The 22,761-nt window shown below is 68.3% G+C and carries 19 protein-coding genes; 11 read left to right on the top strand and 8 right to left on the bottom strand.

Annotated features, from left to right (window positions below; genetic code table 11):
- Window positions 1-91: 91 nt before the first annotated feature.
- Genes AC07O0_RS12010 through AC07O0_RS11990 form a run of 5 tightly spaced genes read left to right on the top strand, consistent with a single transcriptional unit; the run spans window position 92 to window position 7,483 of the window.
- Window positions 92-1,894, top strand: a complete 1,803-nt coding sequence (locus AC07O0_RS12010; RefSeq protein WP_494623238.1) for an ABC transporter ATP-binding protein — start codon at window positions 92-94, stop codon at window positions 1,892-1,894.
- Window positions 1,891-3,621, top strand: coding sequence for an ABC transporter ATP-binding protein (locus AC07O0_RS12005; protein ID WP_494623236.1), 1,731 nt, complete (start codon window positions 1,891-1,893; stop codon window positions 3,619-3,621). The genes AC07O0_RS12010 and AC07O0_RS12005 overlap by 4 nt, the downstream gene beginning before the upstream one ends.
- Window positions 3,621-4,865: an MFS transporter gene (locus AC07O0_RS12000; RefSeq protein WP_494623234.1), complete on the top strand. Its 1,245-nt coding sequence runs from the start codon at window positions 3,621-3,623 to the stop codon at window positions 4,863-4,865. The genes AC07O0_RS12005 and AC07O0_RS12000 overlap by 1 nt, the downstream gene beginning before the upstream one ends.
- Window positions 4,866-4,885: 20 nt before the next feature.
- Window positions 4,886-7,075, top strand: coding sequence for a TonB-dependent receptor (locus tag AC07O0_RS11995; RefSeq protein WP_494623232.1), 2,190 nt, complete (start codon window positions 4,886-4,888; stop codon window positions 7,073-7,075).
- A gap of 12 nt (window positions 7,076-7,087) precedes the next feature.
- Window positions 7,088-7,483 carry a hypothetical protein gene (locus AC07O0_RS11990; protein ID WP_494623230.1) on the top strand — a complete coding sequence of 132 codons (396 nt, stop codon included), beginning with the start codon at window positions 7,088-7,090 and terminating at the stop codon, window positions 7,481-7,483.
- Between the two features lie 153 nt (window positions 7,484-7,636).
- Here the strand turns inward: AC07O0_RS11990 and AC07O0_RS11985 are convergent, their stop codons facing one another.
- The 5 genes from AC07O0_RS11985 to AC07O0_RS11965 all read right to left on the bottom strand — a co-directional run bounded on the left by AC07O0_RS11985 (window position 7,637) and on the right by AC07O0_RS11965 (window position 13,963).
- Window positions 7,637-9,907 (bottom strand): xanthine dehydrogenase family protein molybdopterin-binding subunit, encoded by a 2,271-nt coding sequence (locus tag AC07O0_RS11985; protein WP_494623228.1) that lies wholly within the window; start codon window positions 9,905-9,907, stop codon window positions 7,637-7,639.
- Between the two features lie 11 nt (window positions 9,908-9,918).
- Window positions 9,919-10,905: an FAD binding domain-containing protein gene (locus tag AC07O0_RS11980; RefSeq protein ID WP_494623226.1), complete on the bottom strand. Its 987-nt coding sequence runs from the start codon at window positions 10,903-10,905 to the stop codon at window positions 9,919-9,921.
- 4 nt (window positions 10,906-10,909) lie between these two features.
- Window positions 10,910-11,572, bottom strand: coding sequence for a 2Fe-2S iron-sulfur cluster-binding protein (locus tag AC07O0_RS11975; protein ID WP_494623224.1), 663 nt, complete (start codon window positions 11,570-11,572; stop codon window positions 10,910-10,912).
- Window positions 11,573-11,692: 120 nt separating this feature from the next.
- On the bottom strand, window positions 11,693-12,634 hold the full coding sequence (locus AC07O0_RS11970) for a helix-turn-helix transcriptional regulator (RefSeq protein WP_494623222.1): 942 nt from the start codon (window positions 12,632-12,634) through the stop codon (window positions 11,693-11,695).
- Window positions 12,635-12,826: 192 nt separating this feature from the next.
- Window positions 12,827-13,963: a branched-chain amino acid ABC transporter substrate-binding protein gene (locus AC07O0_RS11965; RefSeq protein ID WP_494623220.1), complete on the bottom strand. Its 1,137-nt coding sequence runs from the start codon at window positions 13,961-13,963 to the stop codon at window positions 12,827-12,829.
- 303 nt (window positions 13,964-14,266) lie between these two features.
- On the opposite strand from AC07O0_RS11965, the gene AC07O0_RS11960 reads away from it, so the two are divergent.
- The 6 genes from AC07O0_RS11960 to AC07O0_RS11935 are packed head-to-tail and all read left to right on the top strand — an operon-like array spanning window position 14,267 to window position 20,028.
- Window positions 14,267-15,184: a branched-chain amino acid ABC transporter permease gene (locus tag AC07O0_RS11960; protein ID WP_494623218.1), complete on the top strand. Its 918-nt coding sequence runs from the start codon at window positions 14,267-14,269 to the stop codon at window positions 15,182-15,184.
- Window positions 15,185-15,188: 4 nt separating this feature from the next.
- Window positions 15,189-16,364, top strand: a complete 1,176-nt coding sequence (locus AC07O0_RS11955; protein WP_494623216.1) for a branched-chain amino acid ABC transporter permease — start codon at window positions 15,189-15,191, stop codon at window positions 16,362-16,364.
- Window positions 16,365-16,366: 2 nt separating this feature from the next.
- A complete protein-coding gene (locus tag AC07O0_RS11950; RefSeq protein ID WP_494623214.1) occupies window positions 16,367-17,167 on the top strand; it encodes an ABC transporter ATP-binding protein in 801 nt (266 codons plus the stop codon).
- Window positions 17,154-17,852: an ABC transporter ATP-binding protein gene (locus tag AC07O0_RS11945; protein ID WP_494623212.1), complete on the top strand. Its 699-nt coding sequence runs from the start codon at window positions 17,154-17,156 to the stop codon at window positions 17,850-17,852. The genes AC07O0_RS11950 and AC07O0_RS11945 overlap by 14 nt, the downstream gene beginning before the upstream one ends.
- Before the next feature lie 27 nt (window positions 17,853-17,879).
- Window positions 17,880-19,028, top strand: coding sequence for an acetylornithine deacetylase (gene argE, locus AC07O0_RS11940; protein ID WP_494623210.1), 1,149 nt, complete (start codon window positions 17,880-17,882; stop codon window positions 19,026-19,028).
- Window positions 19,029-19,074: 46 nt separating this feature from the next.
- Window positions 19,075-20,028 (top strand): LysR family transcriptional regulator, encoded by a 954-nt coding sequence (locus tag AC07O0_RS11935; RefSeq protein WP_494623208.1) that lies wholly within the window; start codon window positions 19,075-19,077, stop codon window positions 20,026-20,028.
- A 31-nt stretch (window positions 20,029-20,059) separates the two neighbouring features.
- Here AC07O0_RS11935 and AC07O0_RS11930 read toward each other — a convergent pair whose 3' ends face one another.
- Genes AC07O0_RS11930 through AC07O0_RS11920 form a run of 3 tightly spaced genes read right to left on the bottom strand, consistent with a single transcriptional unit; the run spans window position 20,060 to window position 22,487 of the window.
- Window positions 20,060-20,734: a DUF1028 domain-containing protein gene (locus tag AC07O0_RS11930; RefSeq protein WP_494623206.1), complete on the bottom strand. Its 675-nt coding sequence runs from the start codon at window positions 20,732-20,734 to the stop codon at window positions 20,060-20,062.
- A 4-nt stretch (window positions 20,735-20,738) separates the two neighbouring features.
- Complete coding sequence (locus AC07O0_RS11925; RefSeq protein WP_494623204.1) at window positions 20,739-21,155, bottom strand: RidA family protein; 417 nt, start codon at window positions 21,153-21,155, stop codon at window positions 20,739-20,741.
- A gap of 45 nt (window positions 21,156-21,200) precedes the next feature.
- The gene (locus AC07O0_RS11920; protein ID WP_494623202.1) at window positions 21,201-22,487 is read right to left on the bottom strand and encodes a flavin-containing monooxygenase; all 1,287 of its coding nucleotides are present in this window, start codon (window positions 22,485-22,487) and stop codon (window positions 21,201-21,203) included.
- Window positions 22,488-22,761 lie beyond the last annotated feature (274 nt).

Raw genomic sequence — 22,761 nt, 5'->3', positions numbered from 1 at the left:
CGTGGAGCCCACCCTGGTCGCGCCATAGAACGGCCGCAGGTTCGGCGGTTCAGAAGTTTTCGCGGTGACGGCAGCACATCCAGACGAAAAGATGGCCGAGGTACCGGTCTCGCTCGGCGCGGTTGCCGGGCGGCTGCTGGCGCTGATGCGCCGCCGCCGTGGGCTGCTCCTGCTCTCGGTCCTCTGCGGCACGACCTCGGCACTGCTCTCGCTCACACCCTATGTCGCGGCGGCTCTGGCGCTCGCGGCCCTGCTCGACGGCACTGCGACAGCAGGCTGGCTGGCCTCGCTCGGCCTGGCCGCACTCGCCGGCGTCGCCGGACGCCAGGCCCTGTTCGCGCTCTCGACCGGGCTGTCGCACCACATCGCCTTCGCGACGCAGGAGGAGCTCCGCATCGAGCTCGCCGCCAAGCTGGCGCGGGTGCCGCTCGGTTTCTTCGACGACCGCTCCAAGGGCGAATTGCGCACCGTGCTGCTCGACGATGTCGAGGGTGTCGAGGACGGCATGGCCCATATCGTGCCGGAGCTCAGCGCCGCGATCGTCGCGCCGGTCGTCGCGATCCTGCTGCTGGCATGGATCGATTGGCGCCTGACCATTCTGGCGCTGCTGCCGCTCTGCCTCGGCATGGTGCTGATCGGCCGGGTGATGCGGCAAGGCGAAGGCGTCACGCGCGACTACCTCCAGATCCAGGCGCGCATGGCCGAGACCGTGGCAGAGATGGCCGACGGCCTGCCGACCGTGCGCGCCTTCAACCAGGACGGCCAGGCGACAGCCCGGGCACGGCGCGCCTTTGCGGAGATGACCGAGCTCTCCGAGAACTGGGCACGCCATGCGGTGGTGCCAGGCTCGGTCGCTCAGGTACTGTTGACCAGCCATCTGCTCTTCGCCGCGCCGGTGGGGCTCGTGATGGCGGCGGCCGGCTGGATCGGCGCCGGTGCGCTCGCTGCCTTCCTCGCCGTGACCTACGGGCTCGGAGACGTCTTCTCCTCATTGCAAGGCATCAGCCATCGATTGATGAAGCAGGTCGAACTGCTCGACCGGATCGACGCCGTCCTCGCCGCGCCGGAACTGCCCGCTCCAACGCAGCCCAAGGTGCCGGCCGACGCCTCGGTCCGCTTCGCCGGCGCGACGTTCAGCTATGGCCGCCGCCGCGTGCTCGACGGAGTCGAGCTCGAGGTCGCGCCCGGGCGGTGCCTCGCTCTGGTCGGGCCGAGTGGCTCGGGCAAATCGACCCTGGCGCGATTGATCGCCCGCTTCCACGATGTCGAGGCTGGCGCCATCCGGATCGGCGGCGTCGATGTCCGCGAGATCGCGCCGGATGTCCTCAACGCCCATGTCGCCTATGTCTTCCAGGACGTTTTCCTGTTCGCCGGAACGGTGGCGGAGAACATCCGCCTGGCGAAGCCGGGCGCCTCGGAGGAAGAGGTCGCCGCGGTGGCGCGGGCCGCGCAAGCGCACGACTTCATCGCCGCCTTGCCGCAGGGCTATGACACGCTGATCGGCGAGCGCGGTTTCGGCCTCTCCGGTGGCGAGCGCCAACGCATCTCGATCGCCCGCGCCATCCTGAAGGATGCGCCGATCCTCGTCCTCGACGAAGCCACCGCCTTCGCCGATCCGGAGAACGAGGCGCTGATCCAGGACGCGATCGCGGCGCTCGCCCGGCAGCGCACCTTGATCGTCATCGCGCATCGCCTGCACACCATCGCCCATGCCGATAGGATCGCGGTGCTCGATACAGGCCGGGTCGCCGAACAGGGCTCCCACGCCGAACTCCTGGCACGCGACGGGCTCTACGCCGCGATGTGGCGCGCCCAGGAGGAGGTCCGCCGGCACCGCCATGCCGGCGCCGAGACTGGCGCGCCGGTCAGTGCTCGCGAGGAGAGCCTGGCATGAAGCTCCTCGCCTTGCTCCATGCCCATCTCGGGCCCGCACGCGCGGCTTTCGCCCGCGCCATGTTGCTGACCTTCCTCGAGGGGCTCGTGGCCGCCCTGCCAGCGCTCGCGGTCGCGCTCGGGCTGCTGCGCCTGCAGCAAGGCGGCGCCGACGTCATGGCGATATTGCCCTATGCACTCGCCATCCCCGCCGCGGTGCTGCTGCGCATGCTGCTGATCCGCCGCGCCTGGGCCAATGGCTTCCATGCCGGCAACGTCGTCACCGAGACGGTCCGCAACCGGCTGCTCGACCGGATGCGCGCCGTGCCGATCGGCGCCCTGCAGCGCTGGAGCGCCGCTCGTCTGGCGACGCTGTTCAGCGAGGATGGCCGCTGGATCAACGAGGTCTCGACCTTCAGCCTGAACCGCCTGTTCGGCGGGCTCGCAGCCGGTGCCTGCCTGCTCGCCTGTGTTTTGGCCTTTGACGCTCTCACGGGGCTCTGCGTCATCCTCGCCGTCGGGCTCGGCCTGGCGGCGATGCCGGTCGCCACTCGCGTGCTGAAGCGGCTGCTCTCCGCGCGCAATACCGAGATCGCTGGATTGAACCAGCTGATCGGCGAATATGGCGAGGGCATCGCCGTGTTCCGCTCCTTCTGCGCCGGTGACGGTGCCTTCGCCCGTCTCGCCGATGCAGCCCGGCGCATGCGCAAGCTGATGCTGGATTCGACACCGCAAATCGTCTCGCTGCAGGGGCTCGCCGCCTTCGCGATGACGCTCGCCTTGCCTTTTGCGCTTCTCGCCTTCGCCTGGCGCGGCGAGGCGGGGCTGTCGCTCTGGCTGGTGCCGGCCTTCTTCCTCGCGCTCGCGGCAAGCCAGGCGCTCGCCATGGCGGTGCTGCCGCAGGCGCTGGTCGTCATGCTCGGCATCCAGGCCGAGGCCAATATCTCGCGCTTCCTGGCCGAGCCGGTACTGGGCGGGCATGTCACCGAGCCCGGTCGGCCGCTGGCGCTCAAACTCGACGGCGCGCATCTGCACTATGGCGCGGACAAGCCCGCTGCCGTGAGCAATGTCAGCTTCGAGGTCAGGCCGGGCGCGACCGTCGCCATCGTCGGGCCGAGCGGCGCCGGCAAGTCGAGCCTGCTCGCCTTGATGCTGCGCTTCGTCGATCCGACCGCCGGCCGCGTCCTGCTCGGCGGCACCGATCTCTCGACGCTCGATCCCGCCCGGCTGCAGGCGCTGACCGGCTTCGTCAACCAGGACGTTCATCTCTTCCGCGACACCCTGCGCGCCAATCTCCTGCTGGGTGATCCGCAGGCGAGTGAGGCGAAGCTTTCGGCCGCGATCCGCGCCGCCCGGCTGGAGGAGCTGATCGCAGCCCTGCCCAACGGGCTCGACACCCGCATCGGTGAGGGCGGGCGCACGCTCTCCGGCGGTGAGCGGCAGCGCGTCGCCGTCGCTCGCGCACTGCTCAAGGACGCGCCGATCCTGCTGCTCGACGAGGCTTCCTCGGCGATGGACCCGCTCAACGAGCGCGCCATCCAGCAGGCGATCGCGGCGCTGGAGGACGGTCGCACCGTCGTCGTCGTCGCGCATCGCCTGCGCAGCATCGCCGGCGCCGACCAGATCCTGGTGATGGAAGCCGGCCGGATCGTCGAGCGCGGCGGGCATGAAGAGTTGCTGGCGCTGGGCGGTCTCTATGCCCGGCTCTGGCAGGCGCAGGACCGCGCCGCCGGCTGGAGGCTGCGCTGATGACGACGGTAACCGAAAGCTTCCGGGGTTCTTCGTTCGGCACGGGCACTGCCCTACGGCTCGGCATCGGCGCCGTCTACGCCGCCGCGGCCGTGCCCCTGTTCTTCATCTACAACATCCTGCCGGCGAGCCTGCGCCAGGCCGGCCAGCCGCCCGAGATCGCCAATCTCGTCTTCCTCGCCTATCTGCCCTTCGCGCTGCGGGCGATCTGGGCGCCGTTGGTCGACCGCCTGGGCCGGCATCGTGCGCCGGCCTTCCGTCGCATCGTGCTCGCCTGCCTCGGGCTTGCCGTCCTCGGCATCGCCTCGCTGCTCGCCTTCTCCCCGGTCACCGGCGCTGTCTCGATCACCGCCGCCGCGACGGTCCTCATCGTCCTGATCGCGACTGCGATGATCGCTCTCGACGGCTATCTGATGGCGATGCTGCCAGCGGCTGAGCGGGCCCGCAGCGCCGCACTGCAGGGCGGCGGCTTCGCGCTGGGTGGGCTCGCCATGGGCCTCGGCATCCTCGCCTGCGACGGGGCCGACTGGCATATCGTGGTCTGGCTGCTGATGGGAACGATGGCGGCGCTTGCCTTGCCGGCGCTCGCATTGCCGGCTGCGGCGCCCGTAGCTTTCGTGCCCGAAGCTCATGAAACGACGTGGCGCGGTCTCTGGCGCTTCCTCGTCGGCGCAGCATCGCGACGGCGGATCGGGCTGGCGCTGACGCTGCATGGTGGGCTCGCGCTCGCCGGAGGCATGCTGCCGGTGCTCCAGGTCGACGCCGGTCTGACGCTGGGCCAGATCGCGCTGGTCTCGGCGGCCGGCGCCAATGGCGTCGGCCTGATCTCGGCCTGGGCAACCGGCCTTGCCCTGCACCGTATCGGGGCCTGGCGGATGGCGGCGGTTGTCGGCCTCGCCTCGGCGCTCGGCTTCGGGGCGATCGCGTTCACCGCGCCGAAGGTGGGGCCGGCAGCCGCGATTGCGCTCTCACTGTTCGTGATGGCGCTCGGCTACGCCTTCTTCGTCCTCTTCCGCGCCCTCGTGCTGGAGAGCTGTGGCGGCCCACGCGGCGCGACGCAGGCCGCCAGCCTGTCGAGCCTCGACGCCTTCATCTCCACCGTCTTCGCGATCCTGGCCGGGCTGGTGATCGGCCGCTTCGGCCTGCCGGTTCTGCTCTCGCTCTCCACCCTGCTCTGCGCCACCGGCGCCGTCCTCGCCTTCGGCGCGGGGCGCAGCGCCGACGAAACCGACACGCCATCATGACCAACCGGAGCCAGACCCAAATGGGCCGCCCTAACTGCGCTTTCCGCCTGCTCGCGACCACGGCGCTCGCCGCTGCAGCCTCGCTCCCGGCCGCCGATCTCGCCTTCGCCCAGAGTACGATCGAGCTCGACGAGATCACCGTGACCGCGCGCAAACGCAATGAGCGGCTCTGGGACGTGCCCTTCACCGTCGACGCCCAGACCCGCCAGCAGCTCGACGAGAAGCGCGCCTATGACGCGCCGTCTGCGCTGAAGGATGTCGCCGGCGTCTATATGCCGGGCTTCGGCGACCGCTCGACCTCGTTCCTGATCATGCGCGGCGTCGGACCGATCCTGTTCCCGCTCGGCCCGGACGATTCCTCGGCCCTGACCTTCGTCGACGGCACGCCGCTACCGATCGGCTCCTCCAATGCCAATTATCTCGACCTTGAGCGCGTCGAGGTGCTGAAGGGGCCGCAGAGCACGCTGTTCGGCCGCAACACCACGGGCGGCGCGGTCAACCTCGTGCCGATGCTGCCGGATGAGACCTGGAAGGGCTATCTGCGGGCCGAGTACGGCACGCAGAACCACCGCATGCTCGAGGGCGCGATCGGCGGCCCGCTGATCAAGGACAAGCTCGGCGCCCGCCTCGCCTTCCGCCTGCGCGGCATCGACGGCTACGTCAACAATGTCGTCGGCCCCGATCTCGGCCGCGAGCAGAGCGCCACGGGCCGCCTGACGCTGCGCTTCACGCCGACGGACCGCACGACCTGGACCCTCACCGGGAGTGCCGACGGCAGCGATGGCGTGCCGGTCTACTACACGCTGAAGGGCGACGGCTTCCCGATCGTGGCGGCGCAGAACCTCGCGCGTGAATCGGTGAAGAGCTATGCGCTGCAGTCGAAGTTCGAGCACAGCTTCGAGCACTTCACCTTCACCTCGCAGACCTCCTACAACACGATCCGCTCCGACCTGACCTATAACGGCGCCGACTTCTTCCTCGGCAGTCGCATCACCGGCCTGCCGACCAGCGCCTTCAGCAATATCGCCGGCAATTACTTCGACCGGAACACCGATCAGAGCCGCTTCACCCAGGAGCTGCGCCTGAGCTCGAACGCGGGCGACAAGCTGCAATGGGTCGCCGGCGCCTCCTATTACCGCGACGAAGCGAAGCTGTTCTCGGCCCGCAACGTCTTCGTCTACGGACCGCCGGTCACAGGCTTCGACAATCTGCACCAGACCACGACCGGCCAGGCGGTCTTCGGCGAGGCGACCTATCCGGTGCTCGACCGGCTGAAGCTCTCGCTCGGCGGCCGCTATACCCGCGAGCAGAAGGAATATGACGGCCAGTTCTACAGCGACGGCACGCCCGGCACGGTCCCGGTCTTCGCCGAAGCCGGCAAAAAGGATTACAATTTCTGGACCGGCCGCGCCTCGCTCTCCTATGAATGGAGCGACAAGTTCATCAGCTATGCCAGCGTCTCGCGCGGCTACAAGAGCGGCGGCTTCGGCACCTTCAACTCGCTGATGTGGGCTGGCGTGCCGCGCACGCCCTACGATTCCTCGAGCACGATCGCCTACGAGCTCGGCAGCCGCGGCTCCTTCCTCGATGACCGGCTGAAGGTCTCCGCGGCGCTGTTCTACAACGATGTCAGCAAGGAGCAGATCCTCACCTACGATCTGCAGAGCTTCTCCCAACGCTCGCTCAACCTCGATACGCGGAGCTATGGCGTCGAGCTCGATGCGAGCTGGCGCGTCAGCGACAACTGGGAACTTGCCGGCGGCATCACCTACACCTCGACCGAGATCACCGACGTGCCGGCCGCCGCGGCTGCGACGCAGCCCGGCCTGAAGAAGGGCAACCAGTTGCCGCAGGTGCCGGAATGGGCCGGCAAGGCCTCGGTGACCTATCGCACGCCACTCGGCACACTTGGTATCTCCGCGTTGGGCTCGGCCAATCTCCTCGCCCGCGTCGGCTACAACTATATCGGCCCGCGCTATTCGGAGGCGGGCAACCTCTCCAAGCTGAAGGCCGTGCATCTGCTCTCCGCCCGGCTCGGTCTCGAATGGGAAAAGGGCGAGGCCTACATCTTCGGCGAGAACCTGCTCGACAAGCGGTATGTCAGCTTCGCCCAGCCCTATGGCACCAGCGTGCTGACCGGTGCCCCGGTATACGGCGCGGTCTACGCCCGCGGCGCGACGATCGGCGCCGGCACCTCGCTGAAGTTCTGACGGCGCGTCACGATGACGATCATCGACGCATCAGGCTGGCCGGTCGTGCGCTGGACCATGCCGGCCGTGATTCCCGACGAGGAGGCCGACGATCTCCTCGCCGCGTTCGACGCGCTGCTCACGCGCGGCGAACGCTTCGTTCTGATCTTCGACGGCGTCGAGCGGCCGGAGCAGTCCTCGCGCTTCAACCGGCTCTACAAGGACTGGTCGAAGCGCAGGCGCAAGGATCTCGGCCGCTTCGTCGCCGGGGCGGTTCGGGTCGAGCCTGACGAGGCCAAGCGCGGCGCGCTGCTCGGCAAGCTGCTCAACGCGGCGCTGGCGGCCGTCATTCCCTACCCGTTCAAGGTCGTCGGCTCGGAGGCGGAGGCGCAGCAAATGGCGAGCGACTGGCTTCAGGCACGCTCTTGAGTGCCCGCCTCGTAAGGGCGCCACCTTGCAGGCGACACTGCGCCAGGAGCTGAGGTCGGCACAAAAGCGTGCCAGCGCCTCGACATCAGCCGAATAACACGCCCGGCATGAGCAGCGCTGATGTCGGTCGCCGTTGGCCGTTTGCAGCTCCCGTCAGGATAACGATAGACCCGGCAGCAACTTGTCGAGCGTGATCGGCAGGCTGCGCACGCGCACCCCCGTCGCATTGTAGATCGCGTTGGCGATGGCGGCACTGGCCCCGCAATTGCCGAGCTCGCCGAGGCCTTTTGCGCCGAGGGGATTGGCCTTGTCGTCTCGCTCCTCAAGAAAGACCGCGTCGACGTCGGGCGCATCGGCATGGGCCGGCACGTGATAGTCGCCGAGGTCGTGATTGACGAAATGGCCATGACGCGGGTCGAGGATGGTCTCCTCGGTCAGAGCGGCGCCGAGCCCCCAGATCATGCCGCCGATCATCTGCGAGCGTGCCGTCTTGGGGTTGAGGATCCGGCCGGCGGCGAAGACGCCGAGCATGCGCCGCAGACGTGGCTCGCCCGTGTCGAGATCGACGCTCACCTCGGCGAAATGGGCGCCGTAGGCATGCTGCGAGAAGGTCTGGTAGGTTTCGCCGCGCACTGCGCTGCCTTCGGCGCTGATGCCTTCTGGCGCCACCGCGGCGATGAGCTCGCGCAGCGGACAGCTCCGAGAGCCGATGCGCAGCGCGGAGCCCTGGAAGCGCGCCTCGGCGATGTTGGCGCCGCGCAGCGGCGAGCGCTCATGCTCCCTCGTCGCGGCCAGGATCTTCTCGCGTAGCGCAAGGCAGGCATGGTGTGTCGCCGTGCTGGTGCTGGTCGCTCCCCAGGAGCCGCCGGAGCCTGCGCTGCGCGGCAGGGCGCTGTCGCCGAGCTCGACGCGGACCGCAGAGAGCGGCACGCCCAGCCACTCCGCGGCGACCTGGGCGAGGATCGTATAGGTCCCGGTACCGATATCGGTCATGTCGGTCTGGACAGTGACTTCGCCCTGCGTGTCGATAGTGACGCGCACGGCCGTAGGGCCGAGATAGTTGGCCCGGGTCGCAGCCGCCATGCCGTAGCCGATCAGCTTGCGGCCCTCGCGCCGGCTGCCGGGCTGGCGCGGGCGCTCGCTCCAGCCGAAGCGCCTGGCACCTTCCCGCATGCAGGCGATCAGGTTGCGAGTGGAATAGGGCACGCCCCGCTCCGGGTCGCGCTCGGGCTCGTTGCGGATGCGCAGCTCGATCGGGTCGAGTTTCAGCGCCTCGGCGAGCTCGTCCATCGCGCTTTCGATCGCAAAGAGGCCGGGCGCCTCGCCCGGGGCCCGCATCCATTCGCCGCGATTGGTATCGAGTCTCACGAGGCGATGCGTCGTCCGGCGGCTGGGCGCGGCATAGAGCGACCGGCCGGTCGCGGCGGTCTGCTCGGCGAACTCCTCGAAGCGTGCCGTGGTAGCGACGACATCATGCGAGAAGGCGCTGAGCCGTCCATCGCGCCCCGCGGCGAGCCGCATGCGCTGTTGCATGGCCGGGCGGTGGCCGGCATTGGCGAACATTTGCTGCCGCGTCAGCGCGACCTTGACGGGGCGCCTCAGCTGCCGCGCCGCGAGGGCGGCCAGCACCGTCTCCGCATGGGCGACCAGCTTCGAGCCGAAGCCTCCGCCGATGAAGGGGCTGACGATCCGGACCTTCTCGACGGGCAGCCGCAGCGTCGCGGCCAGGCCCGCCCGGATGTTCGCCAGCGTCTGCGTCCCCGTATGGACCATCAGCTCGTCGCCATCCCACGCCGCCATGGCTGCGTGCGGCTCCAGCGGAGTGTGGCTGGCGAAGGCGGTCTCATAGGTCTGGTCCAGCGTGACGAGCGCCGTTTGCATCGCGGCCTCGACGTCGCCGATGATCGAATCCGTTGCCAGGCCGGCATTTGCGCGCGCCGGCCGATAGGCCTCGGCGATGCCGGCATGGAAGTCGAAGGCGCCCTCCATCTGTTCGTAACGGCAGGAGATGAGGCTCGCCGCATGGCGCGCCTCCTCGAAGGTCTCGGCGACGACCAGCGCCACCGGCTCGTCATGGAAGCGGATGGCGTCGCTCGCCAGAACCGGCCGCGGCCGGGTGAAGACCTGAGGTGGCTCTGGCATGGTCGGTGCGCCGAACTCGGCCTGCGCCGGGGCGTTTCGGTGGGTCAGCACCATGAGCACGCCGGGCGCGCGCTCGGCGGCCGCGGTGTCGATATCCGCCAGCCGGCCGCGGCCGATCGTGGCGCCGAGGATGACGCCGTAGGCCGGCCGGGAAGCGGCGCGATGCTCATAGCCATAGGTCGCGAGGCCCCTGACCTTGAGTACGCCGTCGATGCGCTCGAGCGGCTGGCCGACGAGATCGCCGCCGACGGAGGCGGTGCCTTGAACGATATGCCTGGTCATCGCCGTTCCTTTCAGGCGGTGCGCGTGGTTTCGATGAGGACTCGACGCAGGCTGCGGCGCAGGAGCTCATGCTTGAACGCGACCTGCTCGGAGCGCCGTGCACCAGAGAGCGCGGCCTCCGCCGCGGCCCGGAAGCTCTCCTCGTCGGCGGGCCTGTTCGCGAGCGCCGCCTCTGCGGGCTGCGAGCGCCAGGGTTTGGGCGCGACGCCACCGAAGGCGAGGCGCGCCGTGCGGATGCGGCCGCGCTCGGCATCGACCACGGCCGCCACGGAGACCAGCGCGAAGGCATAGGAAGCCCGGTCCCGCACCTTGCGGTAGAGCTGGCGCCCAGGTGGTGGTGGCGGCAGGACCACCGCCGTGATCATCTCGCCTGCCGCAAGGCTCGTCTCGCGTTCCGGCGTGGCACCGGGCAACCGGTGCAGTTCGCCCAGAGGGATGACGCGCGTCGCGCCCGCGCCATCGATCGTCTCGACACGCGCATCGAGCGCGGCCATCGCGACCGCCATGTCGGAAGGGTGGACGGCGGCGCAGGCCTCGCTGGCACCGAGAATCCCGAGGCTGCGCTCGAAGCCGCCGAGCGCCGAGCAGCCCGAGCCGGGCTCGCGTTTATTGCAGGCCAAGCCAGGATTGTAGAAATAGGGGCAGCGCGTGCGCTGGAGCAGGTTGCCGGCCGTCGTCGCCTTGTTGCGCAATTGGCCCGAGGCACCGGCGAGCAGCGCCTGCGAGAGCAACGGATAGCGCTGCCGCACCAGTCGGTTCGCTGCAAGATCGCTGTTGGGAAGCTGAGCGCCGATGCGCAGCCCGCCTTCAGCGGTTTCTGCGACATCCCGCAGAGGCAGCCTGCTGATGTCGACGAGATGGGCCGGGCGCTCGATGCCGAGCTTCATCAGGTCGATCAGATTGGTGCCGCCGGCGATGAACTTCGCATCGGGGCGGGCGGCGACGGCGGCGGCGGCTTCGCGCAGGCTCGTGGCGCGTTCATAGGTGAATGGTCGCATCGGCTCAGCCCCGGTCGGCGACGTCGCGAATGGCGGCGACGATGTTGGGGTAGGCGGCGCAGCGGCAGAGATTGCCGCTCATCCGCTCGCGGATCTCGGCGTCGCTCAAGGTGAAGCGGGCCTCGGCGACATCGGCGCTGGCATGGCTCGGCCAGCCCGCTCTGGCCTCTTCCAGCATGGCGACCGCCGAGCAGATCTGGCCCGGCGTGCAATAACCGCATTGGAAGCCATCATGGCTGACGAAGGCCGCTTGCATCGGATGCAGCTCGTCGCCCTGCGCGAGCCCCTCGATCGTGATGATCTCGTCATCCTGGTGCATGATCGCCAGGGTCAGGCAGGCATTGATGCGCCGGCCGTTGACGAGCACCGTGCAGGCCCCGCACTGGCCGTGATCGCATCCCTTCTTCGAGCCGGTGAGGCCGATCTCGTTGCGCAACGCGTCGAGCAATGTCGTGCGCGGATCGAGCGATACGGCAACGGCGCGCGCGTTGATCCGCAGCCTCATCGGCACGCGCATGCTCTCGCCTGGGCCAGCCGGAGCCGGTAGCGAGGCAGCGACAGCGCGTGCCTCGGCAGGTGCGCCGGCCAGCAGGGCGAGCGTCAAAGCCGAGCTGCCTCCAAGAACCTGGCGGCGTGTTGCGTCGAGTCTGGCGTCGGATCGGGACATCATGCGGCAAGCCTCCCTGCGTCACGCCCTGCCGGTCCAGAGTGGGGGGCAGGGGGTCGCCACCGATTTGGCGATGGAGGCAGGGCCCGTCTTTCACAGAACGGGAGCGGTTGTCGCGATTCAGGAAAAAGCTGCGCGGTAGGCTTGCGGCGTCGTCCCGCGCCGGCGCCGGAAGGTCGCGGTGAAATGGCTCTGGCTGGCAAAGCCCAGCCGGGTGGCGAGGTTCGCGATCGGCAGGTTGGAGCGGGCCAGTTCCTCGTCGGCACGCTGCATGCGGCGCTCGAGCACGAAGGCATAGGGCGCGAGGCCGGTCGTCGCCTTGAAGCGTCGTGCGAAGCTGTCGACGCCAATTCCGGCAACTGCGGCGAGCGCACCGAGCGTGATCTCGCTGCCAAGATGCGCGCCGATGTACTCCTCGACCCGGCGAAGCGCCATCGGACTCAACCTCGCATGCGCTGGCTGTGGCGTGGCTTTGAGCACACCGGTACGGCTCAGGCAGAGCGTGGCCAGGTGCTCGATGTAGAGATCATCGTGAGCGAGGCCAGCGACGAGATCCGCCTGCAGACTGGCGAGCAGGCCTGGCAGTAGCCCATCCCGCGCATTGATGCGCGCAGCCGCCTGGGCGGCTGCTCCGTCATCCAGACAGGTGAGCGCAGGATCGATCCAGAGCGCGGCATAGACCAGATCGGCCTGTTCATAGATCGCATGGCGCGGCGTGCCGGCAGGAACGAAGGACACTATGCCGGGTCGATCCATGCCCTCATGCGGCTGGGCGTTGCCAGCCGTGACCCTGGTCCTGCGCGTGCCACCACGACAGGTCGCGACGATCAGGTGCGCCGGTGCAGTCCACCGAAGCTCGGCCTCGCGGCACTGCCAGCTGCGTCGATCAAAGACGACCCGCCCACCAAGCCAGGAGGCCGATAGCGCGCCCGCTGCCGGTCCTGCTGCTCCGACCTGTGTGAATTGCCCGTGGCCGAGAAGCGGCAGCGACGCAGCCAAGGTTGAAGCTTGAGAGGAACTCATGCCACGCAATGTGGGCGACCTCGCGCTGCGCCGCAGCAAGCGATGGGTTCACAAAGCCTCGACCGGACGCAATCTGGAGACGAAGCAACAGCGCCCTTGCTCTGGAGCACCCGACCGGGTCCGAAGGGGCGCGCGGCGATCTGAAAGCTATCCAGGCTCTCCGAAACGAATGAAGCGGGTCCGCGTCATCCGCGAACCCGCTTCCGAAAGCGGCTGCTCAGGATAGGCTTGTCAGCGTGTCGTCCAGGCTCCGTTCTTGACCGTGCGCAGTTCGAGTTCGACCGGCAGCTTGGTCTGGCCGTTCTCGTCGAAGCTGGTGTGACCCATCGCGCCGTCGTACTGCGTCTCGCGGATCGCCTTGGCGAGCGCAGCCTTGTCCTTCGTGCCGACCTTCTTGATCGCCTCGACGAGGATGTTGGCGGAGTCGAAGGCATTCTTGGTGTAGGTCGTCGCCGGCTCGGCGAAATTCGCAGCCTGGTAATCCTTGGTCAGCTTCTCCAGCTGCGGATTGCCCTTCTCCTTGACGATGCCGGAGACGGTGCCTTCGGCAGCGGAGCCGGCGATCTTGATGAACTCCGCGTCATGGAAACCGTCGACGCCGATCATAGGTATGGCCATGCCGAGTTCGACCATCTGCTGCCGCACGAGCCCCGCTTCGGTGACGACGCCGCCGAAATAGATCGCATCGGGTGCGCTGCCCTTGACCTTGGTCAGCAGGGCGCGGAAGTCGGTCGTGCCGACCGGCACGGCCTCGGCAGCGACGATGGCGCCACCCGCAGCCTTGTAGAACCTTGAGAAGTTCTGGGAGTTGGCGAAGCCGTAGTCGCTCGTATCGGACACGATCGCGATCTTCTTGCCAACCGATTCAGCCGCCCATTTGGCCAGGGGCTCGTTGGTGTTGACCAGCGTCGTCACGACCCGCGAGATCATCGGGTTGTTCCGCTCGGTGATCTTGGGCGAGATCGCGCCCCAGACGATGAAGGGCACGCCGGCGCGCTGGAAGACCTGGATGGTGGCCAGAGCGACGCCGCTGTTCCAATGGCCGGTCGCGGCCGCCACCTGCGGATCATTGGTGAGCTTCAGCGCCGCGGCGACGCCGGTCTGCGGGTTGGCGGCGTCGTCGAGGATGACGCCCTCCAGCTTGAAGGGCAGGCCTGCCTTGTTCGCCTGATCGATGGCGAGCTGGAAGCCGTTGCGGGCCGAAAGGCCCTGCTGGGCGTTGCCGCCGCTCAGCGGGCCGATAAAGCCGATCTTGACGGTTTCCTGAGCGTAGGCCGTCGTAGCGCTCCATGCCACCGCCGCGGCGACCGTCGAGGCGCGCAGCAATGCCGAAAATGAGCCGGTGCCGGCGCCGAACTTGAAAGTCATGACCCCCTCCAGGATGTATGTCGAGCTCCAACGGTCGGCCGTGCCGATCCCGAGGATGCTTCGGCGGGACAATCCGCCGTTCCGGAAACGCGAAGCAAATCGGATATTTCGAACCCCGGGCCTCGGTTTGCCTAAGCAGCCGGCCGGGAGCGGAACAGGCCCGCCCGGCGGGTTGCCTCAAGACAATCAAAGCAGAGATTCCGAAATTACGACTCCTGTCCGCATCCGGGCTGGTGCACAGCCGGGCAAGCGGCCACAAGGCGGCTGCCAAGACAAAGCTGCCAAGACAAAGAGGGGAACGGAATGGCCGAGCAGCTCCTGCAACAGATCCTGAACTGGATCACGCTCGGCTCGATCTATGCCCTGATCGCGGTCGGCTTCAGCCTGCTCTTCGGCGTGCTGAACATCATCCATTTCTCCCATGGCGACGTAGCGCTGATGGCGCCGTTCCTGGCGCTCGCGCTGGTGCAGACCTTCGCGGCGACGCTCGGGGCCGCGGCGACGCCGGGCGCCATGCTGCTCGCCGTCGCGCTTGCCATCGCGCTGACCGGGTTGCTCGGCATCCTGCTCGACTTCCTCGTCATCCAGCGCTTCCGCAACGCGCCCGCGATGATGGCGCTGGTCGCCACCGTCGCGCTCGGCATCGTGCTGCGCGAGCTGATCCGCCACCTCTTCCCCAATGGCTCGAATCCGCATGCGGTGCCGCGTCTCGTCCAGGGCAGTTTCAATGTGCTCGGCGTGACGGTACCGGCCTTCAACCTCGTCGCGATCGCGGTCTCGGTGCTGTGCGTGGCCGGGCTTTTTGTCCTGCTCGGCAACACCCGCCTCGGCCTCCACATCAAGGCCGTCTCGCAGGACCGCGACGCCGCGCGCCTGCTCTCGATCGCGCCCGGAAAGATCTTCCGGCTCACCTTCTTCATCGCTTCGGCGGTTGGCGCCGTCGGCGGCCTGTTCTTCGCGGGCTATGCCGGCATCGTGCGCTTCGACTTTAGTATCGATGTCGGGCTGATCGGCTTTTCCGCGGCGGTGGTCGGCGGGCTGGGCTCGATGCCCGGCGCCATCATCGGCAGCCTCGTGATCGCCGGCCTCGACACGCTGGTGCAGGCGACGGTGCCGAACGGTGCGGCCTATCGCCTGGTCTTCGTCTTCCTGCTGGTGATCGGCGTGCTGGTGTTCCGGCCGGCCGGCCTCTTCGGCCGCACCGTCGTCGAAAAGGTCTGAACCGATGACGGATGTGACAGTCCCCGCCCGTGCGACGCTCGGTACCACCAGCGGCTTCGCGCTCGTCGCGCTGACGGAGATCGCGGGCGCCGCCTTCCTGCGCCAGTTCCTGCTGGTCGACGACTGGCGTGCGGTCGTCGGCCTGCTGGCCCTGTTCGGCGGCGCGCTCGTCGCGATGCAGCGCCTGCCGGCGATCGAGGCCGGGATCGAGCAGGCTTTCGCCACCAACCGACGCTTCGCGGCGCTGCTCGGCATGGCGATCGTGCTCGGCTTTCCCTTCGTGCTGCAGGGCAGCTCCTATGCGCTGCATCTGCTAATCATCGCGCAGCTCTATGCCGTGCTGGCGCTGGCGCTGAACTTCCAGCTCGGCAGCGCCAACATCCCGAACTTCGCGACCGGCGCCTCATACGGCATCGGCGCCTATGCCTCGGCCCTGCTCGCCCTGCACTGGGACGTCAGCTTCTGGCTGGCGCTGCCGGCATCGGCTGTGGTCGCGACCATCTTCGGCTTTCTGCTCGGCATCCCCTCGATGCGCACGCGGGACAGCTATCTGGCGCTGGTGACGATCGCCTTCGGCGTCGTCGTGCACCAGCTCCTCAACAACCTGGAATTCACCGGCGGCCCCAACGGCCTGGTCGGCATCCCGGCCCCGGAGCTGTTCGGCCACTCCTTCGCCTCGCCGCTGGTGATCTTCGGGCATTCGCTGCCGTCCCAGGCCAACTTCTATTACCTCTCGGCGCTGCTCGTCGGCGTCGCGATCCTGTTCGCCGGACGGCTGCACCATTCGCGGATCGGCCTGGCCTGGAACGCGCTGCGGGCGGACGAGCTCGCGGCCCGCTGCCAGGGCATCAACACGACCTGGTACAAGGTGCTGGCCTTCGCGGTGGACGCATTCCTGGCCGGCTTCGCGGGCACGATCTACGCCTTCTATGTCGGCTTCATCTCGCCCGACAACTTCACCTTCCTGGTGTCGGTGACGATCATGACCATGGTCATCGCAGGCGGCATGGACAACACGCTCGGCGTGATCGTCGGCGCCTTCCTGCTGACGCTGCTGCCCGAGAAGCTGCGCGCCTTCTCCGACTACCGCATCCTATTCTTCGGCATCACCGTGATCGCCTTCCTGATGATCCGCCCGCAGGGAATCTTCCCGCAGCGGCTGCGCCGCTACGGAGGCTGACCATGGATTCCGCGATCATCCTGCAAGGCCAGGGCCTGACCATGCGCTTCGGCGGCCTGGTCGCCATGGCCGAGGTCGACTTCTGCCTGCGCAAGGGCGAGGTTCTCGGCATCATCGGGCCGAACGGGGCCGGCAAGTCGACCCTGCTCAACATCATCACCGGGCTCTACGTGCCGTCCTCCGGCGAGGTGCGGCTGGAGGGCGAGCTGCTCAATGGCCAGCCGGCGCATCGCATCGTCGCCAAGGGGATTGCGCGCACATTCCAGTCGAGCCGGCTCTTCGCGGACCTTTCGGTGCTCGACAACGTCATCATCGGCTGCCACACCCATATGAAGACCGGGGTGTTTGACGCGATCTTCAACCGCCGCAAGGCCGATGCCGAGCTCGACGCCGCCGCCGAGATCGCCGAGCGCCTGCTGAAGGCGGTCTCGCGCGAGCTCCACGCCCAGCGCCACCGGCCGGCGGGCGAGCTGCCGCAAGCCGACCGCAGGCGCCTCGAAATCGCCCGCGCGCTGGCGAGCGAGCCCAAGGTTCTGCTTCTCGACGAACCGTCCTCCGGCATGGACGATGCCGACACCGACGCGCTGATGGACGATATCCGCTCGGTCTGCGCCGAGCGGCCGGACCTCGCCTTGATGATCATCGAGCACGACATGCGGCTGATCGCGTCGCTGCCGCAGCGTGTGCTGGTCCTCGACTACGGCCAGAAGCTCGCCGAAGGCACCTTCGAGGAGGTCCGCCTAATCCCGCGTGTGCAGGAGGCCTATCTCGGCCGCAAGGGAGCCCAGCATGCTCAGGCTTGAGAACGTCGACACCAATTACGGCGTGGTGGCGATGCTGCGCGACGTCTCGCTCAGCGTCGAGCCGGGCGAGCTGGTCTGCATCCTCGGGCCGAACGGCGCCGGAAAGACCACGATCTTCCGGGCGATCTCGGCGCTGCTCCCGCTGGCGCGCGGCCGCATCGCGATCATGGGGCAGGATCTCAAGGGCTCGCAGACTGAGGCGCTGAGCGCACTTGGCGTCGGCTTCGTGCCAGAGGGCCGGCGCCTCTTCGGCGACATCTCGGTGCGCGACAACATCCGCCTGGGCTACGAGGCGCAGGGGCACCAGGCCGGTTTCGAGGACCGGCTGGAGGAGATGCTGGAGCTCTTTCCGCGCGTTCGCGAACGCATCCGCCAGCGCGCCGGAACCCTGTCGGGCGGCGAGCAGGCGATGGTGGCGCTGGCCCGCGCGCTCGTCGGCAAGCCGAAATTCGTGATCATGGACGAGCCCTCGCTCGGCCTCTCGCCGAAGCTGATCGACGAGTATTTCGACACCGTCGCGGCGGTAAATCGCAATGGCACGACCGTGCTGCTGATCGAGCAGAACGCCGAGATGGCGCTCTCCATCGCTCATCGCGGCATCCTGCTCACCAAGGGGCGGGTCGTGGCGGCGGGCAACGCCGCCGAGCTGCTCGGCAGCGACGCCGTGCGGCATCTGTATCTCTGAGCGTGGGCAGATGAAGGCGGCGCGGCGATGGACACGCTGACGATCCTGGACAGGCTGGTGGGTTTTCCCACGGTCAGCCGCGATCCGAACCGGCCGCTGATCGACTTCGTGCGCGATTTCCTCGCCAGGCACGGCATCGAGAGCGAGATCGTCGAGGCGCAGGACGGGCGCAAGGCCAATCTGTTCGCCACCATCGGCCCGAAGGACCGGCCGGGCGTCATGCTCTCCGGCCACACCGACGTCGTGCCTGTGGACGGCCAGGACTGGAGCCATGACCCGTTCCGGCTGAGGGTCGCGGACGGTCGCGCCTATGGACGCGGCACCGCCGACATGAAGGGCTTCGTCGCCTCGGCGCTCGCGCTGGCCGCGCGCGCCTCGACGCGCAAGCTCGAAACACCGCTCCATCTCGCCTTCAGCCATGACGAGGAGATCGGCTGCGTCGGCGTGCGCTCGCTGATCGACAGGCTGGCGGGCCGGCCGCTGCGGCCGAAGCTCGCCATCATCGGCGAACCCACCGCGATGGCGATCGCGACCGGGCACAAGGGCAAGCTCGCGGCGCGGGCGACCTGCTGCGGTGTCACCGGGCATTCCGCCCTGGCGCCGAACGCGCTGAACGCCATCCATCTCGCCTGCGATTTCATCGGCGCGCTGCGCGGGCTGCAGAGTGAGATCGAGCGGGACGGCCCGCGCGACGCCGATTACGACATCCCCTACACCACGCTGCATGCCGGGCGCATCGCCGGCGGGACCGCGCTCAACATCGTGCCGGAGCGCTGCACGGTCGATTTCGAGATCCGCAACGTCGCCGAGGACGACCCCGAGGCGATCCTGGCCCGGTTGATGGACGAGGCGGCCGCCCTCGTCGCGACGCGGCGCGAGCGCTTCCCGGAGGCCGGGATCGGCTTCGAGCGCCTGAACGACTATCCGGGGCTGGCGATGCCGGTGGCCTCCGAGGCCGTCGCCTTCCTGCGCGGGATCCTCGACGACAGCGCCCTGTGCAAGGTGGCCTTCGGCACCGAGGGCGGGCTGTTCTCCCAGCGGCTGGGGATCCCGGTGCTGGTCTGCGGGCCGGGCTCGATGGAGCAGGGCCACAAGGCGGACGAGTTCATCGCGCTCGACCAACTCGCGGCCTGCGACCGGATGATGGACCGCCTGCTCGACAGGGTCGCGGCCTGATCCTCCGCTTTGCCGGCCTGCGCCTATCGTGCTTTATGCTGGCCAGATGCGGTTCTCCTTGCGCCAACTCGAATATTTCATCGCGGCCGGCGAGACGGGCAGCATCACCCTCGCCTCCGAGATGATCCATATCTCGCAGCCTTCGATCTCGACCGCGATCTCGCATCTGGAGCGGGAGCTGAACGTGCAGCTCTTCATCCGCCATCATGCCCAGGGTCTGTCGCTGACGCCGGTCGGCCGGGCGCTGCTGAGCGAGGCCAAGCGGGTCGTCGGCCAGGCCGAAAGCCTCTACACCGTCGCCGCGGACACGATCGGCACCGTGCGCGGCACGCTCTCGCTCGGCTGTATGGTGACGCTGGCGCCGATGCTGGTGCCGGAGCTCAGCAACGGCTTCGTCGCGGCCTTCCCCGAGACCACGATCCGCCATGTCGAGGGCAATCAGGAGGATCTTCTGAGGGGGCTGCGCCGCTCCGAGGTCGATGTGGCGCTGACCTACGATCTGCAGGTGCCCGACGACATCGCGTTCGCACCGCTGGTCAGCCTGCCGCCCCATATCGTCGTGGCGGAAACGCACCCTTTGGCGCAGCAGAGCGCCGTCACGCTGGAGGAGCTCGCGGAGCAGCCGCTCGTGCTGCTCGACCTCCCGCTGAGCCGCGAGTATTTCCTGGCCTTGTTCATGGCCGCCGGCATCGTGCCGACGATTGCGGCGCGCTCGGCCTATCCGGACGTGGTGCGGGCGATGGTCGCCAATGGCGCGGGCTATGCGCTGTTCAACGTGCGGCCGCGCTCCGATCACTCGCTTGACGGGCGCAAGCTGGTCTCGATCCGGCTCGCCGGCGAGCACCGCCCGATGACGATCGGCGTCGCGACGCTGGCGTCGCTCGCCAAGTCGAAGCTGATCGAGGCCTTCCAGGCGCATTGCGAAGCACGCATTTCGCGCGCCTACATCCCCGGCATGATCGCGCCGGTCATGACGGACCGGACGCGCGTCGAGGCTTGACCTGGCTGCAGCCACCAAGCGGCAGCGTTGCTCACTCGTCTCCGGGAACGCCGTAGGACGGCGCCTGCCGCGGATCGAGCGCGCGCTGTATGTAGGCGTCGAGCTGGGGCTTGTAGACCTCCCAGGCGCTCGCCACCGCCTCGATCGGGCAGTCCTCCGTCCAGTCGCAGCGCAGGTCGGCGACCGGCCAGCTGACCTTGTCGACGATCTTGAGCCCGGCCGAATGCACCGGCCCGGCTTCGCCGCCGGCAGCGAGGCCGGCGCGCATCGCCGCGATCAGCCGGTCGCCGAGATGGCCGGAGGAGGACAGAAAACCGTCGACGATCGCCTGCGGCACGCCGTCATTGGCCAGGAGATTGCCGCCGGAGGCGACGTCCCGCGCCTGCGCTTGCGTCCAGATCCCCAGCGAGTTCGGGCCGGAATGGATCGCCGTCTCGCCGTCGCGGTCGACCGCCAGGACCTGGCGGTATTCGATGAACCTGCCGCGCCGGCGGACCTCGGCGATCGCTTCGGCCGCGGTCAAGCCGCCTTGCATCAGATCGAGCGCCAGCGGGCCGAGCGTCGGGTCGGTGACGTTCTGCGAGGCGACGGCTCCGACACCGGCGCGCGCATAGGAGCAGCGCGCCGCCACCGCAGGCGAGGACGAGGAGATCGCGACCCCGAACATGCCGGTCCGGGCGCAGCGGGCGACCAGCGAGAAGGTCACGCGATCACTCCGGGATCACGGCGGTGCCGTCGATCTCGACCAGCCATTCCGGCCGGGCGAGCGCCTGCACCACGAGGCCGGTCGAGACCGGATGCACGCCTTTGAGGTATTCGCCCATGGTGCGGTAGACCGCCTCGCGATGGCGGACGTCGGTGATGTAGACGACGACCTTGACCAGATGCTCCATCTGGCCACCGGCCTCCTCGATCAGCTGCTTGATGTTCTGCATGACCTTGTGGGTCTGCTCGGCCGGGTCGTGGCTGTCGATGTTCTTGGCATCGTCGAGGTTCTGCGGGCACTGGCCGCGCAGCCAGACGATCTTGCCGCCTTTAGTCACCACCGCCTGGGCGAGGTCGTTGTCGAGCTTCTGCTCGGGATAGGTGTCCTTGGTGTTGAACTTGCGGATGCGGGTATGCGCCATCTCGGCCTCCGTCGGGTCTGTTGAATTATGCCGCGTCGCTACGCGTCAGGCCGGCTCGAGCTCGCCCCGGGCGGCGGCGTCATAGGCCATGTACTGGCGCTGGATCACGATCTGGTCGGCGACGTATTTCGCATCATGCCAGACGCCCCAGATGAAGCTGGAGCCGCGCCGCGACTGCCAGGGCAGGCCGAGGAAATAGATGCCGGGCTCCGAGGAGACGCCGCGCTGGTGTTTGGGCTTGCCGCTCTCGTCGAAGGCGTCGACCTGCATCCAGCTGTAGTCGGCGACGAAACCCGTCGCCCAGATGATCGTGCCGATGCCGGCATCCGCAAGATCGAGTGACAGGATCGGCCGGGCGATGCAGTCGGCATCCGGGACGCGGTCGCGGGCGTGCGGCTCCTCGGGCAGGTCGAGGCCGTTGCGGGCGACATAGGCATCGGCCTCGTCGAGCAGGGCGTCATGGTTATCGTCGCCGGCCCGCAGATTCTCGACGAGATCCGGCGCGAAGCGGACGACCCCGTCCGTGCAGGATTCCGTGCGCCCGGCCAGGATCATGCCCTGGGCGGCGAGGCGGCGGAAATCGATGGTGTGGCCGCCATGCGCGCCGCTGACGGCGATGGTGACATGCTCCTTGCCCGCTTCACGGGTTGCAGCATCCCATTTGCCGAGCACGCCCAGCCACCAGCAGAAATCGCGGCCGCGATAGCCCCGCGGCGGCCGATCGTGCGGGCCGACCGAGAGATAGACGCACCGTCCCGCCTGCATCAGCTCCTCGGCGATCTGGGTGCCGGACGAGCCGGAGCCGACGACCAGCACCGCGCCATCGGGCAATTGCGCGGGATTGCGGTAGCCGGTGGAGTGCATCTGCAGCAAGCCGGCCTGCTCGGGAACCACGGCGGGGATGACGGGCGTCTGGAAGGGGCCGGTCGCGGCGACGATGCGCTCGGCCTCGATCACGCCGTCAGAGGTCTCGACCCGGAAGCCAGGGCGGCCCGCATTACGTTCGAGCTTCAGCACCTCGACGCCGCAGCGGATCGGAGCCTCGATCTTCCTGGCATAGGCGACGAAATAATCGGCGACGGTTTCCTTGCCCGGAAAATCGTCCGGCCCGACGCTGCTTTCGACATCGGTGAAGGTCATGCCGGGAAAGCGGTCATGCCAGGCCGGACCGTTGGCGACGAGCGAGTCCCAGCGTTCCGAGCGCCAGCGCTCGGCGATGCGATGCCGCTCCAGCACGAGATGCGGCACGCCGCTGCGGCCAAGATGCTCGCTCATGGCAAGCCCCGCCTGGCCGGCGCCGATGACGAGCGTGTCTATCTTCTCAACTGACATTGTCCGCCCTTGCCGATTTTCACGCGCTCCATCCGGGGACGCGTTACGGCACTGGTCTAATGGGCGGCTCGATCCCGGAAAAATATGAAATCTTGCGGCAGTGCTTAGGAAGCCCCGAAACGGTGGGACAGGGCTATTGGCCGACCGCTTACGAAGGTCGGCTATCGGACCAACAGTGTGCTTCCGCCCGGGACGACCGCATTCGATTGCGAAGGCCACCGTGTTACGGCTGTCACGAATCTCGATCCTTATCCGGGCAATCATCGGGGAACTG

The organism is Allobosea sp. GW821-FHT10B12 (genome assembly GCF_059415545.1).
Note: the sequence above shows the minus strand (reverse complement) of the source record. Positions and strands in the feature narration are given on the sequence as shown.